This window comes from Stomatobaculum longum (assembly GCA_000242235.1).
Classification (GTDB): Bacteria; Bacillota; Clostridia; order Lachnospirales; family Lachnospiraceae; genus Moryella; species Moryella longum.
Window position 1 is genome coordinate 35033 of sequence record JH590862.1, and the last position, 15360, is coordinate 50392.

General features: G+C 56.5%; 11 protein-coding genes. 1 reads left to right on the forward strand and 10 read right to left on the reverse strand.

What is annotated here, in order from left to right; all coding sequences use genetic code 11:
• Nucleotides 1-33: 33 nt before the first annotated feature.
• The 6 genes from typA to HMPREF9623_RS03115 all read right to left on the reverse strand — a co-directional run bounded on the left by typA (nt 34) and on the right by HMPREF9623_RS03115 (nt 9011).
• Nucleotides 34-1872, reverse strand: coding sequence for a translational GTPase TypA (gene typA / locus HMPREF9623_RS03090; RefSeq protein ID WP_009532430.1), 1839 nt, complete (start codon nt 1870-1872; stop codon nt 34-36).
• A 183-nt stretch (nt 1873-2055) separates the two neighbouring features.
• Nucleotides 2056-2712 (reverse strand): L-2-amino-thiazoline-4-carboxylic acid hydrolase, encoded by a 657-nt coding sequence (locus tag HMPREF9623_RS03095; protein WP_009532431.1) that lies wholly within the window; start codon nt 2710-2712, stop codon nt 2056-2058.
• A gap of 245 nt (nt 2713-2957) precedes the next feature.
• Nucleotides 2958-3605 (reverse strand): potassium channel family protein, encoded by a 648-nt coding sequence (locus HMPREF9623_RS03100; RefSeq protein WP_009532432.1) that lies wholly within the window; start codon nt 3603-3605, stop codon nt 2958-2960.
• An 11-nt stretch (nt 3606-3616) separates the two neighbouring features.
• Nucleotides 3617-5002 carry a TrkH family potassium uptake protein gene (locus HMPREF9623_RS03105; protein ID WP_009532433.1) on the reverse strand — a complete coding sequence of 462 codons (1386 nt, stop codon included), beginning with the start codon at nt 5000-5002 and terminating at the stop codon, nt 3617-3619.
• A 332-nt stretch (nt 5003-5334) separates the two neighbouring features.
• Nucleotides 5335-6054, reverse strand: coding sequence for a hypothetical protein (locus HMPREF9623_RS03110; protein WP_009532434.1), 720 nt, complete (start codon nt 6052-6054; stop codon nt 5335-5337).
• 224 nt (nt 6055-6278) lie between these two features.
• Entirely contained in the window at nt 6279-9011 is a 2733-nt protein-coding gene (locus HMPREF9623_RS03115) for a transglycosylase domain-containing protein (RefSeq protein ID WP_009532435.1), read from the reverse strand.
• 196 nt (nt 9012-9207) lie between these two features.
• On the opposite strand from HMPREF9623_RS03115, the gene HMPREF9623_RS03120 reads away from it, so the two are divergent.
• Complete coding sequence (locus tag HMPREF9623_RS03120; RefSeq protein WP_009532436.1) at nt 9208-9873, forward strand: IMPACT family protein; 666 nt, start codon at nt 9208-9210, stop codon at nt 9871-9873.
• Nucleotides 9874-9969: 96 nt separating this feature from the next.
• Here HMPREF9623_RS03120 and HMPREF9623_RS03125 read toward each other — a convergent pair whose 3' ends face one another.
• From HMPREF9623_RS03125 to HMPREF9623_RS03135, 4 genes are read right to left on the reverse strand one after another with little or no spacing between them, the layout of a single operon-like run.
• Nucleotides 9970-11313 (reverse strand): tetratricopeptide repeat protein, encoded by a 1344-nt coding sequence (locus HMPREF9623_RS03125; RefSeq protein ID WP_009532437.1) that lies wholly within the window; start codon nt 11311-11313, stop codon nt 9970-9972.
• Nucleotides 11310-11456 carry a hypothetical protein gene (locus HMPREF9623_RS11635; protein ID WP_009532438.1) on the reverse strand — a complete coding sequence of 49 codons (147 nt, stop codon included), beginning with the start codon at nt 11454-11456 and terminating at the stop codon, nt 11310-11312. Before HMPREF9623_RS11635 ends, HMPREF9623_RS03125 begins: the two co-directional genes overlap by 4 nt.
• Complete coding sequence (locus HMPREF9623_RS03130) at nt 11453-12697, reverse strand: bifunctional folylpolyglutamate synthase/dihydrofolate synthase (protein WP_009532439.1); 1245 nt, start codon at nt 12695-12697, stop codon at nt 11453-11455. The genes HMPREF9623_RS11635 and HMPREF9623_RS03130 overlap by 4 nt, the downstream gene beginning before the upstream one ends.
• Nucleotides 12698-12709: 12 nt before the next feature.
• Nucleotides 12710-15349 carry a valine--tRNA ligase gene (locus HMPREF9623_RS03135; RefSeq protein ID WP_009532440.1) on the reverse strand — a complete coding sequence of 880 codons (2640 nt, stop codon included), beginning with the start codon at nt 15347-15349 and terminating at the stop codon, nt 12710-12712.
• Between the last annotated feature and the right edge of the window lie 11 nt (nt 15350-15360).

The window sequence follows — 15360 nt, forward strand, 5'->3', positions numbered from 1 at the left end:
CAGCGACCTCACGGCCGCTGCCTTTTCTCCATATTACGAATTCTGCTTCTGCTTAATCATAGCGCGCTTACGGAGGGTCGGATCCAGAATCTTCTTTCGGATACGGAGGTTCTCCGGCGTGACCTCGAGGAGCTCATCGGTGTCGATGAACTCGAGGCACTGCTCAAGGCTCATGACCTTCGGCGTGACGAGCTTCAGTGCGTCGTCCGAGCCGGATGCACGGGTGTTGGTGAGTTTCTTCGTCTTGCAGACATTGACCTCGACATCCTCGGACTTACCGCTCTGGCCGATGACCATACCGGCATAGACCTTGACACCGGCGCCGATGAAGAGCTGTCCTCTCTCCTGCGCCTGGAAGAGGCCGTAGGCAACCGCCTCGCCGCTCTCGTAGGCGATGATAGAACCGGTCTTCCGGTAGAACATATCACCCTTATAAGGACCGTAGCCCTCGAACTCGGTGTTCAGGATGCCGTTGCCCTTCGTGTCGGTCAGGAACTCGCCGCGATATCCGATCAGGCCGCGCGACGGGATATTGAACTCAAGGCGCGTAAAGTTGCCGTGAATCGGCGTCATGCCGATCAGTTCGCCCTTTCTCGAGGTCAGCTTCTGGATGACCGCACCGGTAAACTCGTCCGGCACATCGACAAAGGCAATCTCCATCGGCTCCTGTCTCTTGTCGCGCTCGTCATAGTGATAGATGACCTCTGCCTTCGAGACCGCGAACTCAAAGCCCTCGCGGCGCATGTTCTCGATTAAGACCGAGAGGTGCAGCTCACCGCGGCCGCTCACCTTGAAGCAGTCCGGCGTGAGTTCTTCGACGCGGAGCGAGACATCGGTATTCAGCTCGCGGAACAGACGGTCGCGCAGATGGCGGGACGTGATGTACTGGCCCTCCTGACCGGCGAGCGGGCTGTCGTTGACCATGAAATTCATCGAGATGGTCGGCTCGGAAATCTTCTGGAACGGAATGGACTCCGGGGACTCGGGGCTCGTGATGGTGTCGCCGATATGTAAGTCGGAGATGCCGGAAACCGCGACAATCGAACCGAACTCCGCTTCCTTCACCTCGACGCGGTTTAAGCCTTCGTACTCATAGAGCTTGCCGATTTTCACGCGGCGCAGCTTATCCGGCTCGTGGTGGTTCACAATCGCAACTTCCTGGTTCACGCGAATCGAACCGTTGTCCACCTTGCCCACGCCGATGCGGCCCACATACTCGTTGTAGTCAATCGTGCTGATCAGAATCTGGGTCGGCGCTTCCGGATCGCCCTCCGGCGCCGGAATGTGGTTGATGATGGCCTCAAACAGCGGCTTCATATCCGCATTGTCGCTGTCCATCGAGGTTCTTGCCCAGCCGCCGCGCGCCGACGCAAAGATGAACGGGCACTCCAGCTGCTGATCCGTCGCGTCGAGATCCATGAGGAGCTCCAGCACTTCGTCCACAACCTCGTCCGGACGCGCCTCCGGGCGGTCACACTTGTTCACACAGACGACGACATCGAGCGAGAGCTCCAGCGCCTTCTTTAACACAAAGCGGGTCTGCGGCATGGTGCCCTCGAACGCATCGACCACGAGGACCACGCCGTTCACCATCTTTAAGACGCGCTCCACCTCGCCGCCGAAATCGGCGTGTCCCGGGGTGTCGATGATGTTGATCTTGACGCCGTCATAGTTTACCGCTGTATTCTTGGAGAGAATCGTGATGCCGCGCTCTCTCTCAATATCGTTGGAATCCATGACGCGATCCACAACCTCCTGATTGGCGCGGAACACGCCGCTCTGCCGCAACAGCTGGTCCACGAGCGTCGTCTTGCCGTGGTCAACGTGGGCGATGATTGCGACGTTTCTCACATCCGTTCTCGTACTTCTCATTGAAAAATTCCTCTCTCTTTCTGCCTGAGCAAATCAAAACGCAATATAGTATTTTACTATGCTTTGCGAGGTATGGCAAGCGCGTAAGGGAAAAGGGCGCGGAAATGAATCCATGTCACATCATTGCGTTTTTTGTCACGAATACTATATATGTTTTGTGACTTGAAGTGACATGCGGCGTTCTTACTTACCTGTTTTATGAATCGTCCGGCGGAGCGGCAACTGCGGTATCCGTTTTGTGATGCGGAGTTTAAAATCGCACAGTGCATCCCCGTGCCCCAGGGTCCCGGTTCTCTCCCAGGAGAGCTTTCGGTGCATGTTCCCGTAGCAGATATCATCCGTGTCGCAAAAGCCCTTCACGAGCTCCGGACAGCCGTAGCGCACACAGCTGTCTTGGTAGGGGCATTTCACCATATCAAAGTGCATCCCGGTCTTTGATAAAAATCGGTTTTCGGTTAAGAAGCCTGCTTCCGGGACACAGTGTTTCAGCGCTGTGTCAAAGAAGAGCTTCGGAACCAGTCTGTATAAGCCCGGAATTTTCAATACCGTTCGAATCACGGGTGCCGCGCGCTCGGCGAGCCTTCGGTAGTAATCCGTCACAAACGCTGCGGCCTCCTCACGCCCCATCCCTGCATCCAGCAAGGCATGAAACAAGGCGATAGACGGATAAATGCGCTCCCGCTTCTGCCAGGAATATGCCCGGGGCTCGTCCTTATTTTCTTCGAGGAGCGCAGCATAGCGCCTCTCCGCATTCGTAAGGATTTCCCGCGCCTTTTCTTCGCCGTATTTCTCTTTTATTTGCGGAACCATATTGCGCAGATACTTGGGCTGCTTTGTCATATCGATTCCTTCTTTCGCTTGTTTTCTATCCTGTTTTTACCGAAACTCCTTCATCTGTTTCGATATTTTCTCATCTGCCAACAGACTTTCCACCAAATGTCAAACGCCCCCTTTTCCCTCCTCGCAATTTTGTCAATACCTCATAATCGCGTCTTTCATACAATTTATTCCATTTCTACCGTCACAGGGTTTAATGGGTATTCTATTCTTATGTCGCCACATGAAAATGTATGAATGTAATTTTATTACTGCCACTTTCTGAGATCTTTTTTCTCCATTGCAACCAGCAATACTTCATCCTGTCGTAGCGGCTCTTCGGGATTCCCGAACCTCCACTTTTTCCCCTCTGCTTTTAGGGCAACCACGTTCATCATGTGATTTTTTCGAAGTTGAAGTTCTATCAACGTTTTGCCAATCCACTCTTCTCGCACTTTTAGTTCCACCACATACAGGTTGTCATCAATTTCCCAGAAATCCTTAAATGAGGATGAAAGCAAAATCCTTGCAGATCGCATACCTCCCTCTCCCTCCGGATCAAGAATCTTATCCACACCGATTTTACGAAGAATCGAAGCCGTTCTGTCGGTCGATGCTTTTGCAACGATGAGAGGAACCCCCTGCTCCTTTGCAACCGCAACCGACATAATGGCTGCGGCGATATTTGTTCCCGTACATGAAACGACAATGTCCATATTCTTCAACCCAAGCGCCACAACTTCTTCTTCGTTCTCCATGTTTGCCTGTACAACAGACGTGCATTTCCCCGAAAAATCATTCACTACCTTTTCATCACTGTCCACGGCCAGAACATCCGCCCCCATAAGATATAAATTTTCAGCCAGACTTCTCCCGTATTTTCCGAGTCCCAGTACCGCTATCGATTTTTTCATCATTTTAATTCCCTTTACCCCACATAAAACATTCCCTTGGAATGCCTGATTGCATTGCCTGCTTTTACATCTCCCACAAAGAAACATGCCATCGAAATCGGTCCGATTCTACCGAGATACATCGATACAATGACCACAATTCTTCCGAGCGCGCCAAGCTTCGGTGTAAGCGCTCTTGACAATCCAACCGTACCAAGTGCACTTGTAATCTCGTAGCAGGCATCCGTCAATCCGATATTCTCAACTGCCATCAAAAGCACGGTCATCGTGAGTAAGACCGAAGCGCTTACCGCTACAATGGCCGCGGCTTTTCTCATCATCTCTGCCGATACGCTTCTATGAAAAATCACTGTCTCTTTTCTTCCGTTAATATAGGAATATGCATTCATGAAAACCAGAAAAGCAGTAACCGTCTTAACGCCGCCTGCGGTTCCTATCGGAGAGCCTCCGATAAACATTAAAATGTATCCTATCAAACAAGAAATCTCTGTCAGTTTTTCCTGCGGTACCGACGCAAATCCCGCAGTTCTGAAACTTACAGATTGAAACAAGCTGTTGCAGAATTTGTCCCACAAATTCATATCTCCGATGGTTCCCGGATTGTTAAATTCTGCCGCCATGATTCCGACAGCACCGGTAATAATCAGTATTGCGGTGACAAGAAGTACCAATTTCGTATGCTCCGGAAACCGTCTCACCGTTGTGACCGGTCCCAAACGATGACGGAAGCCCTGCTTGATGCCATCGACTACATCAAACCACACAACGAAGCCGATTCCACCCAGAATAATGAGTAGCATGGTGGTAAACATGAGGAAAGGCGAATCCCTGAACTCCATCATACTGTTTGGGCCTGTGACATCCATCCCCGCATTACAAAATGCAGAAACAGACTGAAAACAAGCTGCCCACAAACCTTTCAAAATACCGTACCTCGGTATAAACCTGCTTGCATAGAATAAGGCGCCCATACCTTCAAGCAAAAAAGTCCCTTTAAATATTCGCAACAGGAATGCCAAGTGTCCCCTATTTCGCTCAATATTCAGCGCACCACCCAGCAGTTTCCGATCTCCGAGCGTAAATTTCTTTTTCCCCATCAACATAAACAACGCCCCGACCGCAACGACACCGAGTCCTCCGATTTGTATCAGCAACAGAATGACCATCTGCCCGAAAAGGCTCCAGTGCGCATATGTGTCCACAACCACAAGCCCGGTCACACACACAGATGTCGTTGCCGTAAACAGCGCTGTCAAAATCCCTGTACTCTCTCCCTCCGCTGTCGCAAACGGAAGCATCAACAGAAGCGTTCCCAAGATAATGGCTAACAGAAAACTCAAGGGAATCAAGCGTTCAGGTGCGATTCTCATTTGCCTGCGTTTTATCAATTTTTTTATCATAGACTCTCTCTTTTTAACATTCATCTTATGAAACAACTACTGACAACCCATCCTTATTATACGCACACCTTCCTTCCCTGTCACTGTCTTCACTCCACAGCAGCCTTTCCACATTTCCCTTCGCTTTCCCGGATATAAAAGAGAGAGGCTCCCGCCTCTCTCTTTTCGCCGCACTCAGCGCACAGCCTTCACAAGCCGCAACATCTCTTGTTCCGTCAGTGGATGGGCCTCTGCTTCGACGGAATACGAATAGCCGTCTCTCGTCCATGTCGCGAGAAACCGGCGCCCGTTTTCACCGCGAAGCGTGACATTTATGCCGTCAACGCGCTTTTCTACGGAAGTTCTGTTCCGAGCTCCAGTTTTTCTGTATCCAGTACCTCGGCGCTGCCGTCCGCTTTCCTCTGGACGGTCCGCAGGCAAAAACTTCTGTCGGCATTCGGGACTGCTCTGTTGCCGCAGAGAAGCGTATAGCTGTTCTCCGGCTCGCCCGCGCCGCCGATGTACGCAATCGGTTCGTAGACGCTGCCCACCTTGCCGGTGAGCGCTGCCTCAAACACCTCCTGTACCGCGGGATTTACCTGCGGGGCACTGTCGCCGCTGTTATACTTCCACGCCGCCGTCATTCCGGCCGCTGCAGCGGGCAGCAACTCTCTGGTCCCGCGGAGTTCCGCCTTGCCGTCCAAATCCTCATAGACATTCACCAAGAGATATGAAGGCTCGGCATCCGGCACCACCGCCGTGCCCTTGCAGAGATAAGCGTAATTCGTCCCTGCGATCGGCTGCGAGCCAAGCACGGCAAGCACCTCGTACTTGTAGCCTGTCATCCCCTCCACAGCCGCAGTAAAGGCCTTCATCGCGTCGGCATTATCCTCCGGCAAAAGGCTCCCCTGGTTGGCGCTCCAGCCGCCCGTCAGGATATCATCCCTTTCTCTCGTCTCTGTTTCCGCACTGCTCTCCGCAGCCGCGGCCGTGCTCGCCTGTGCCTTTCCCTGTCCGCAAGCTGCGAGCATCACACTCAACATAACCGCCGCCGTCATCAGTCTCTTCTTCATCTCTGTCGCATCCTTTCTTGCTTTTCCCGCAGGACTTTTCCTGTTCTCACCCTATCAGACGGTTTCCGTCTCTCCAAGGTCACAGTTTCTCAGTTTTTTTTATTTTGCCCAGTCTTTTTTTCTTTTTCCGGAACAAGCCGCGAAAACAAAACGGATGTCACCTCCCGCGAAAAGGGCGGTGACATCCGTTCGTGCAGTAAAAAACCGATTTCTTGGTTCCTGTCTCAGCTTTTCTTTTTCTTTCGCGGTGTGACCTTCGGCGCTTTCTTTTTCGGCGCTGCGGTGCTCTCCTTCTCTTTCTTCGGTTGCACCTTGCCGCTGCCCTTCTTATCCTCCGCCGTGCTCTCATCCGTCTTCTTCGTGTCGCCCGGTTTCAGACCCGGAATGCCGATTTCATCGTCCGGCGTGAGCGTGCGGGACGGCGGGAAGATGACAGCGGATGTGTGAATGTTACAGCGTCTCTGCGGTGTCAGGCGGGAGTCATCCGTCTCGACCTCCGAATCCGGCACCACCATCACGACGCGGCTCGTAGTCGGGCAGTACGGCGTCGGCAGGAGCCCCGTGACAGCGCAGACCGACATGGTCGTGTGCTTGTCGCACATCTCGGTCGGAATCGTGCCGCGCGCAAAGAATTCGGTGTAGACCGCATCGCCGCGCGGGTCGTTGCTGCAGACCCCCTTGACCGGGAGTTTGCCGGACTTCCGGCAGATGTCGGCGGTCACAATGCTGTCCGGCATCACAAAGCCCGGATCCGGCTTGCCCTGATGCACCTGCTCCATAATCTTCCGCCAGATGTCCTTGTGGAAGGAGTTGCCGCCGTTGCCGTCCGTGAGCGGCTGGTTGTCGTCGCAACCGCCCCAGATGCCCGCCGTATAGTAGGGCGTGAAGCCCACAAACCAGACGTCCACGTTGTTGCTCGTGGTGCCGGACTTGCCGGCGCTGCTCATGTTCGAGGGCTTGGCGCGCGTGCTCGTCGTATTGACATTGATGCCGCTGCTCGCAAATTTGCGGTTCGGCAGCATGGACTGCTGCAGCGCATCCGTCAGCAGAAAAGCGGTCGAATCCTTGATCACGCGGTGCTGCTCCGGGTTATTCTCGAGGAGCACTTTGCCGTTGTGATCCAGAATTTTGGTGTAGAACACCGGCTTCGTGTAGACACCCTGGTTTGCGATTGCCGCAAAGGCCGCCGTGAGCTCCAGGTTGTTGACGCCCTTGGTGAGGCCGCCGAGCGCCATGGCCGGGTTATAGTCCGAGTCCGTGAGGCTCGTGATGCCGAACTTCTTGCTGTACTCCGCGCCGAGCTGCGGACTCACGGTTTCCATGAGGCAGCGCACCGCAACAATGTTCATCGAGTACATAATGCCATCGCGGATGCTGGACCAGCCGAGATAGTTGTCGTCGCCGTACCAGTTCCGGAACTGCTTGCCGTTTGCCTCATAGGGGCCGTCGTAGTAGACGGAGCCGAGCGTCTGCCCGCAGGCATCGATGGCCGGCGCAAACGCGGACAAGACCTTGAAGGTCGAACCCGGCTGCCGGTAGGAATCCGTCGCGCGGTTTAAGGAGAGCGAGACGGTCTTCTCGCCGCGGCCGCCCGAGAGCGCCTTTACCTGTCCCGTGCTCTGCTCCATCAGCACAAACGAATCCTGCGGCTCGAGGATGATGTGCAGGCTCTCGCCGACAATCTGATCCTCGGCGGGATTCACGACGCTCGCCCGGAAAGCCTCGGCATCTGCCTTCGCCTCGGCATCCGTCCGGTACAGACCGTCAAAGTCTTTCCCCTTGTTGGCGAGCACGTTGCGCTCGCTGTAATTCTGCACCTCGCCGTTTGCGCGCTTCACCGAGAGGCGGTATTCGAGCGCGTACTTGGTGACCGCATAGTTCGCGGGGTTATTGATCTCGCCGTCCACAATCGCCTGTAGCGCAGGGTCCTGGGTCGTGTAAATCGAGAGACCGCCGCTGTAGAGGAGGTTATGCGCCTGCGTGTCGGTATAGCCGAACTTGTCCTTCAGATCCTGCTGCACCTGGCTCACAAGTTCGTCGGTAAAGTAGCTGTAGGTGTGGGTCGCCTTCTCCTTGGAAACCAGGTCGGCGTTCTCAATGCGGTCGTAGACATTGTCCGCGAGTGCCGCCTCCTGCTCCTCCTTGGTGATGTAACCCTGCCGCAGCATATAGCGGAGTATCACCTTCCGCTTCTCCTCGTTTGCCTGCCGTCCCGTAATGGGGTTTAAGCGCGAGGGGTTCTGGGTGATGCCGGCGAGCACGGTGCACTCCGAGAGCGTCAAATCCTTGACCTCTTTGTTGAAGTAGCGCCGCGAAGCCACTTTTACGCCGAGTGCATTGCTACCGAGGTTGATGGTATTCAGGTAGTTCGTCAGAATAACTTCCTTGCTCATGATGCGCTCGAGCTTCATCGCAAGGTACTGCTCCTGAATTTTTCGGGTCAGTTTCTCGCCGAAGCTCTTTTCCCGGCCGCCGTTGAAGAGATTGTTTTTGATGAGCTGCTGGGTGATGGTCGAGCCGCCGCCCGAACTCGAAGTCCCGCGAATCACACCGACAACCGCGCGCATAATGGAGCGCGTGTCGACGCCGTTGTGCTGCCAGAACCTCTCGTCCTCGATCGCGACAAAGGCGTTAATCAGGTTCTTCGGCAATTCCTCATAAGTCGCCTCTTCGCGGTTCGAGCCCGCCATGACCAAAGTCTCCACCTGATTTCCTGTCGCATCGTAGACCGAAGTCGCAAAGCCCATCGGGGCAATGCTGTCCGGCTTGAGCTCCGGCGCCGAGTCCACAATGCCGCGGATCGCGCCGAGCACAAAGGACACCGCGAGCGCGGCAACCAAGAGCAACAGCATGAGCACCACGCGGACTGCCGTGAGAGAGATCAGATTTTTCAGTTTGCTCCGGTGCGCGTCCCTGTCCTGCAACGCGCGCTCCACGGAATTTCTTCCAAAATCCACTGCGCACTCCTTTGAAAAAATTTTGAGAGTTCACCCTAGTATATCATGAGTCACCCCTGAACTCCAGTAATCCCCCGCCGGCTTCCCGCAGGGCCTTTGCCGCTCTCCTTGCATTTTGGCTGTCCGCAATGCTATGCTAGGATTTCAGCAAAATATTCCTGTCACAGCGTCCTAAGACAGAACGAGGAGGTCCTTCATGCCCGAGTGCCGGTATACCCTACTAAGGAGCGGCAGAGCCGAACTGGAAGAAAAGAAATCGCGCTTCCTGGCGCAGAGTTTCTTTGTGCGGAGCGAGGCAGAGGTCGCGGAAATCCTGACTGCCGTCCGGAAAGAACACTACGACGCCCGGCATGTCTGCTCTGCCTATGTGCTCTTTGGCAATCCGCCGCTTGAAAAGTCCTCCGACGACGGCGAACCCGCAAAGACCGCGGGGCTCCCGATGTTAGACCTGCTCCGCGCGGCTTCGCTCTGCAATACACTCGTCACGGTGACCCGCTACTTCGGCGGCATCAAGCTCGGCACCGGCGGCCTGGTCCGCGCCTATACGGCGGCGGCCAAAGGCGCTCTTGAACAGGCGGTCATCGCGGAATTGTTGCCTGCCGTGCGACTCTCTCTGACCGTCGACTACGGTCTCTACGGAAAAGTGTCCCGCCTCGCCGAGGACTGTGCGGGCACTGTGCTCTCCCTCGACTTTCTCGCAGAAGTATCCCTCTGCCTCCTCTTTCGGGCAGAGGACAGCGCGCGCTTTCTCGCCGCGCTGACCGAGCTCTCGGGCGGCAGCCTGACACCCGACAGCGCTGAAACCCTGACCTGTGTCGAGCGGGACGGAAAGCTCACGCCCATACAGCTTAGCGCCTGCTGAAAACACGCCCCCGCAAGCAAAGACCCGAACCCTCCGAAGGGTTCGGGTCTTTTGTTCTGTTTGTTCCTTTTCTCTGTTTGTTCTTTACACAGCGTTTTACTGCGTTTTCTCGCTCTCCGCCTGTCTCGCGAGTTCTGTGCCCGGGAAGCGCGATATGACTTCCGCAAAAAAGGTATTCGCGTTTTCCGTGTCTCCGAGCGCCTTGTAGGCCATAGCCTTCCGGAAGAGCGCCGGCTCGTAATTCTGATTGATCGCGAGCGACTTGTCGTAGAGATCGATGGCCGCCCGGTAATTGCCCGCCTGGAACTGCACTTCGGCGCGGCTGTAGAGGCTTAGGTACCCCTCGCTGTTCATTTTTCCGGCGACCGACTGATAAATCTGCTGCACCGAGACGCCGCTGCCGTCGTCGATGTCGGTGAGCTGAGACACATCGAGGGTCGCGTAGAGCTCGGCCGCATGCGCATAGTCGTTATTCCGGAAGTCGTTCAGAATGCCCGCGAGCTTCTGGTACTGCGAGAGCTTGCTGTTTTCGCCCTCGGTCAGCATGTCGACCTGACTCTGCAGCGCGCTCTTCTCCTCCTCCGCGCTGCTGTGGTTCACCTCGACATCGCGGAGCGCGCTGTTTGCGGAGGCGAGCTTCCGGTCCATCTCCCGGAGCTCGGCGTTATGACTCGAATTCAGCTCGGCCCGCTTGGTCGGCATATAGAGAAAAATCACTGCCGCCGCACCGATTAACAGGCCGATGGCAATGTTCAGACCAGTCTGCCAGCCCGTGCTCTCGCGGTATGTCGAGGGAATCAGAACCTCGTCGTCCGACATTTCCCGGTGCGAATAGGTTCTGGAGCCGTTATCGATTTCCTCTCTGGGCTTATCCTGCTTTTTCTGGATGCGCCGCTTCTCCTGCTCGGCGGCATCCGCATAGCGCACCGCCGTCTGGTTCATGCGGTCGGTTTTCCGCACCAGTTTGAGATAATGATCCGCCCGCTTATAATCGCCCGCCTCGATATAGAGGAGCGAGAGCAGGAGCCCCGCCCGCACATAGTTCGGATGCTGGGCGACGATACCGGCGAGCTGATGAATCGCCGTGTCGTAATTGCCGTTTTTCGCTGCCTCAAGTGCCACATTGTAGCGCTCAATCATCTTCGAGAATGAAGCGAGCTGCCCGCCGCGCCGTCTGACATCGTCGAGATAAAAGACCGCGCGGTTGTTTTCGGTTCGGAGGTCAATGCTGATGACCCACTGCACGAGCGCATCGCCGACCTCTCCCATCTCATAGAAAATGAGTCCCAGGAGATTTCTGGCATCCGTCAGATCTTTGTTGAGCTCCAGGGCGCGCTTTAAGTACGGCACCGCCCCGGATAAATCCCTCTGTCTCGCGAGCTGCAGGCCGCGATTGTAGCAGCTGTTGGCCGCCCGAACGCTGCGCTCCAGTACATTCATGCTTCTGTCTCTCCGCTCCGCTTTAAGAGCTCCATCAAAATATCCTTCATATCCGTGAGATCGCTCCGCACAATCGCATCTTCCACCGCCGAAATCTCAAGGCTCGAGCGGTAGTTCCGGATCTCCTCGTCAAAATTAATCATTTGCTTTCCTCCGCCAAAATTTCACCTGCCAGATAGAGCGAGCCCGCAATGAATAAAATCGCATCCTCCGCCTGCTCCCCTCTCGCCTGCCGGAGGGCTTCCCCGACACTCCCGTATGTCTTCACCGCAACGGCCCCTTTGTTGCGGTAGATGTCCGCGAGTGTGTGCACCTCCGTTCCGCGCGAAGTGTGAAGCGGTGCGAGGTAAATGCAGGCCGGATGCAGGACTTTCACAAAGGTCTCCGCAATCGCAGCGAGTTCCTTATCCTGCACGGACGAAGTCAACAGGAGCGGCTTCTTGCCGCGCTTTGCCGCAAGCGCTGCCCCGGCCTCCGCCATCCGCAGCACGCCGTCCGCATTGTGCGCGCCGTCCAGAAACACATCGGGATGTATTTCCTGCATGCGGGCCGTCCAGACTGTCGCGCGGACGGCCTCCGGAAAGGAGACGGCCGCCGTACGTCGCCGTGCGTCCCCTGTCTCGCCTTCCGAAAAGACCTGAAATGCCTTCGCGGCGAGCGCCGCATTTTCCCGCTGATACGGAGCCGGCAGAAAAGCAAAGCGCGTGTCCGTCCGGTCAGGCGCGACCGGATAGGCGGGTGCCTGCATCTCCCGCGCCTTCGCCGCAATGATGTCCGCGACCGAAGGCACGGCGTCCAGATAGACCACCGGGACCTTTTTCTTGATGATGCCCGCCTTTTCCGCCGCAATTTTCTCTACCGTGTCGCCGAGATACTGCATGTGATCCAGGCTTATGCTGGTCAGCACGGTGAGGCAGGGCGCGCAGCTGTTGGTCGCGTCGAGCCTTCCGCCGAGTCCGGTCTCAAGTACAACAACTTCACAACCCGCCTCCCGGAAGAGCAGCATGGCCATGTAGTAGAGATACTCAAAGTAGGCGGGAAAGTTCCGGCCGGCCCGTACCTCTGCCTCCCCTTGGCGCTTCACCGTCTCCGCGGCTGCCCGAAAGACTTCCGAAGAGACCATCTTCCCGTCGATTAAGATGCGCTCCCGTATATCCACGAGATGCGGCGAGACAAAGGTGCCGACACGGTACCCCGCGCGGCGCAGTGCCTCCGTCAGATAGGCGCAGACAGAACCCTTGCCGTTGGTCCCCGCGACATGAATGACCCGGAACGCGCGGTCCGGCGCGCCGAGCGCATCTAAAAATGCCCTGACTTCCGGTACGGAAGTCTTCTTCTCGCCCCACATGGGCAAATCATCGGGGCAACGCCTCTCTTCCGCCATCGTTTTCCCTCGTTATGCGCCGAGCATCTTTCTCTGCTCGCGCACCTTTTCCAGCATTTCCTCGTACTTTTTCCGCTTCTTCTGCTCGGCAGCGACCTTGTCGGCCGGTGCCTTCGCGAGGAACTTTTCGTTCCGGAGCATACCGTCCGCACGGGCAATCTCGCTCTCAAGCCGCGCCTCTTCCCTGGCGAGGCGCTCCTTCTCCTTCTCGACATCGACGAGATCCGCAAACGGAATGTAAATCATAGCGCCCGGGATGACGGCCGAGACCGCATCCTCCCGAATGCCGGTCTTGTCCTTCTGCAGCTTCACCTCCGAAGCGCGGCCGAGCACGCGGAAGAAATCCTCCGCGCGGCGGAAGCTGTCGAGCACAGCCTCGTCCTCGGAGACCACAAAGACCTCCGCCTGCTGTCCCGGCGCGACATTCATCGACGTGCGGATGCGGCGGATTTCACGGACCGCGTCTTTGACACGCTCCACTTCGGCTGCATCCTCCGGGAACACGAAACGCGTTTCTTCGACCGGCCAGGGCGAAACCATAATGCTGTCCTCTTCGTTTAAGCTCAGGAACACTTCCTCGGTGATGAAAGGCATAAACGGATGCAACAGCTTCAGCGCGCGGCTTAAGACCTCGCGGAGCGTCCAGAGCGCCGCCTCGCGGGTCGGATCCTCCTTGTTCCAGAGGCGCGGCTTCACCATCTCGATGTACCAGTCGCAGAACTCCTCCCAGATAAAGTCATAGACCTTCTGGAGGGCAATGCCGAGCTCGAACTTCTCGAGGTTCTCGGTAACTTCTTTGGTGAGACGGTTCAGCTGATGCAGCACCCAGCGATCCTGCGGAAGAAGCGCCGATGCCGCGGGCTCCGCCGGCATGGTCTCGCCGAGATTCATCTCGATAAAGCGCGCCGCGTTCCAGATCTTATTCGCAAAGTTTCGCGCGGCTTCCACTCTCTCCCAGTAGAAGCGCATGTCGTTGCCCGGCGCATTGCCCGTCATCAGGGTGAGGCGCAGTGCATCCGCGCCGTAGCGGTCAATGACTTCGAGCGGATCGATGCCGTTGCCGAGCGACTTGGACATCTTTCTGCCCTCCGCGTCGCGCACCAGACCGTGAATCAACACCGTGTGGAACGGCAGCTTGCCGGTCTGTTCGATGCCGGAGAAGACCATGCGGATGACCCAGAAGAAGATGATGTCATAGCCGGTCACGAGCACATCGGTCGGGTAGAAGTAGCGATACTCCGGCGTATCCTTCGGCCAGCCGAGGGTCGAGAACGGCCAGAGTGCCGAACTGAACCAGGTGTCGAGCGTATCCTCTTCCTGCCGGAAGCTGTGGCCGCCGCAGTGCGGGCAGGTATGCGGCATCTCGCGCGCCACGATCACTTCGCCGCACTTGTCGCAGTAATAAGCCGGAATCCGGTGCCCCCACCAGAGCTGGCGGGAAATGCACCAGTCGTGAATGCCCTCGAGCCAGTTTAAGTAAGTCTTGCCGTAGCTCTCCGGCACAAACTTGAGCTCACCGCTCTTCAGCGCCGCAATCGCCGGCTTTGCCATCTCCTCCATCTTCACAAACCACTGAGGCTTGATCATCGGCTCAATGACAGTCTTGCAGCGGTCATGCACGCCGACCGCGTGGCTGTGCGGCACGACCTTCACGAGGAGCCCCGCTGCCTCGAGGTCCTTGACCATCGCTTTCCGCGCCTCGTAGCGGTCCATCCCGTCATAGGGCGAACCCGGGCAGCGAATCGTCGCATCGTCGTTTAAAATCGTGATTTCCGACAGGTTGTGGCGCTTGCCGACCTCAAAGTCGTTCGGGTCGTGCGCCGGCGTGATCTTCACGCAGCCGGTTCCGAATTCGGGATCCACATAGCTGTCCGCGATGACCGGAATCTCGCGGTCCGTAAGCGGAAGCTTTAACATCTTGCCGACCAGCGCCGTGTAGCGCGCATCGTCCGGGTTCACCGCGACGGCGGTATCGCCGAGCAGGGTCTCCGGTCTCGTGGTCGCAATTTCGACAAAGGCGCCGTCTTCGCCGACAATCGGATACTTGATGTGCCAGAAGAAGCCGTCCTTGTCGACGTGCTCGACTTCCGCGTCGGAAATCGTGGTCTGACAGACCGGGCACCAGTTGATGATGCGGCTGCCGCGGTAGATGTAGCCCTTCTCATAGAGGCGCAGGAAGACCTCCTTCACGGCCTCCGAGCAGCCCTCGTCCATCGTAAAGCGCTCTCTGTCCCAGTCCGCGGAGGAGCCGAGTTTCTTTAACTGGTTGATGATGCGGTTGCCGTATTCATCCTTCCACGCCCAGCACTCCTCGAGGAACTTCTCTCTGCCAAGCTCCTCCTTGTCTCTGCCCTCTTTTTTGAGCTTTTCGATGACCTTGACTTCGGTCGCGATTGCCGCGTGATCCGTGCCCGGCTGCCAGAGGGCGGAATAGCCCTGCATTCTCCGGAAGCGAATCAGGATGTCCTGCATCGTATTGTCGAGCGCATGGCCCATGTGCAGCTGTCCCGTGATATTCGGCGGCGGCATGACAATGCAGAACGCCTTCTTCTTTTCATCCACCTCGGCGTGGAAATAGCCGCGATCCATCCATCTCTGATACAGCTTATCCTCAATCTCCGAGGGCGTATAAGTCTTCGGCAGTATTTTCATATTCAGTCCTC

What these genes read in the sequence shown, in the direction of transcription:
- HMPREF9623_RS03120 (WP_009532436.1), top strand. Translation starts at nt 9,208, where the DNA reads ATGCCCGAGTGCCGGTATACCCTACTAAGGAGCGGCAGAGCCGAACTG.
- HMPREF9623_RS03105 (WP_009532433.1), bottom strand. Translation starts at nt 5,002, where the DNA reads ATGATAAAAAAATTGATAAAACGCAGGCAAATGAGAATCGCACCTGAA.
- HMPREF9623_RS11635 (WP_009532438.1), bottom strand. Translation starts at nt 11,456, where the DNA reads ATGATTAATTTTGACGAGGAGATCCGGAACTACCGCTCGAGCCTTGAG.
- HMPREF9623_RS03130 (WP_009532439.1), bottom strand. Translation starts at nt 12,697, where the DNA reads ATGGCGGAAGAGAGGCGTTGCCCCGATGATTTGCCCATGTGGGGCGAG.
- HMPREF9623_RS03100 (WP_009532432.1), bottom strand. Translation starts at nt 3,605, where the DNA reads ATGATGAAAAAATCGATAGCGGTACTGGGACTCGGAAAATACGGGAGA.
- HMPREF9623_RS03110 (WP_009532434.1), bottom strand. Translation starts at nt 6,054, where the DNA reads ATGAAGAAGAGACTGATGACGGCGGCGGTTATGTTGAGTGTGATGCTC.
- HMPREF9623_RS03125 (WP_009532437.1), bottom strand. Translation starts at nt 11,313, where the DNA reads ATGAATGTACTGGAGCGCAGCGTTCGGGCGGCCAACAGCTGCTACAAT.
- HMPREF9623_RS03095 (WP_009532431.1), bottom strand. Translation starts at nt 2,712, where the DNA reads ATGACAAAGCAGCCCAAGTATCTGCGCAATATGGTTCCGCAAATAAAA.
- HMPREF9623_RS03135 (WP_009532440.1), bottom strand. Translation starts at nt 15,349, where the DNA reads ATGAAAATACTGCCGAAGACTTATACGCCCTCGGAGATTGAGGATAAG.
- typA (WP_009532430.1), bottom strand. Translation starts at nt 1,872, where the DNA reads ATGAGAAGTACGAGAACGGATGTGAGAAACGTCGCAATCATCGCCCAC.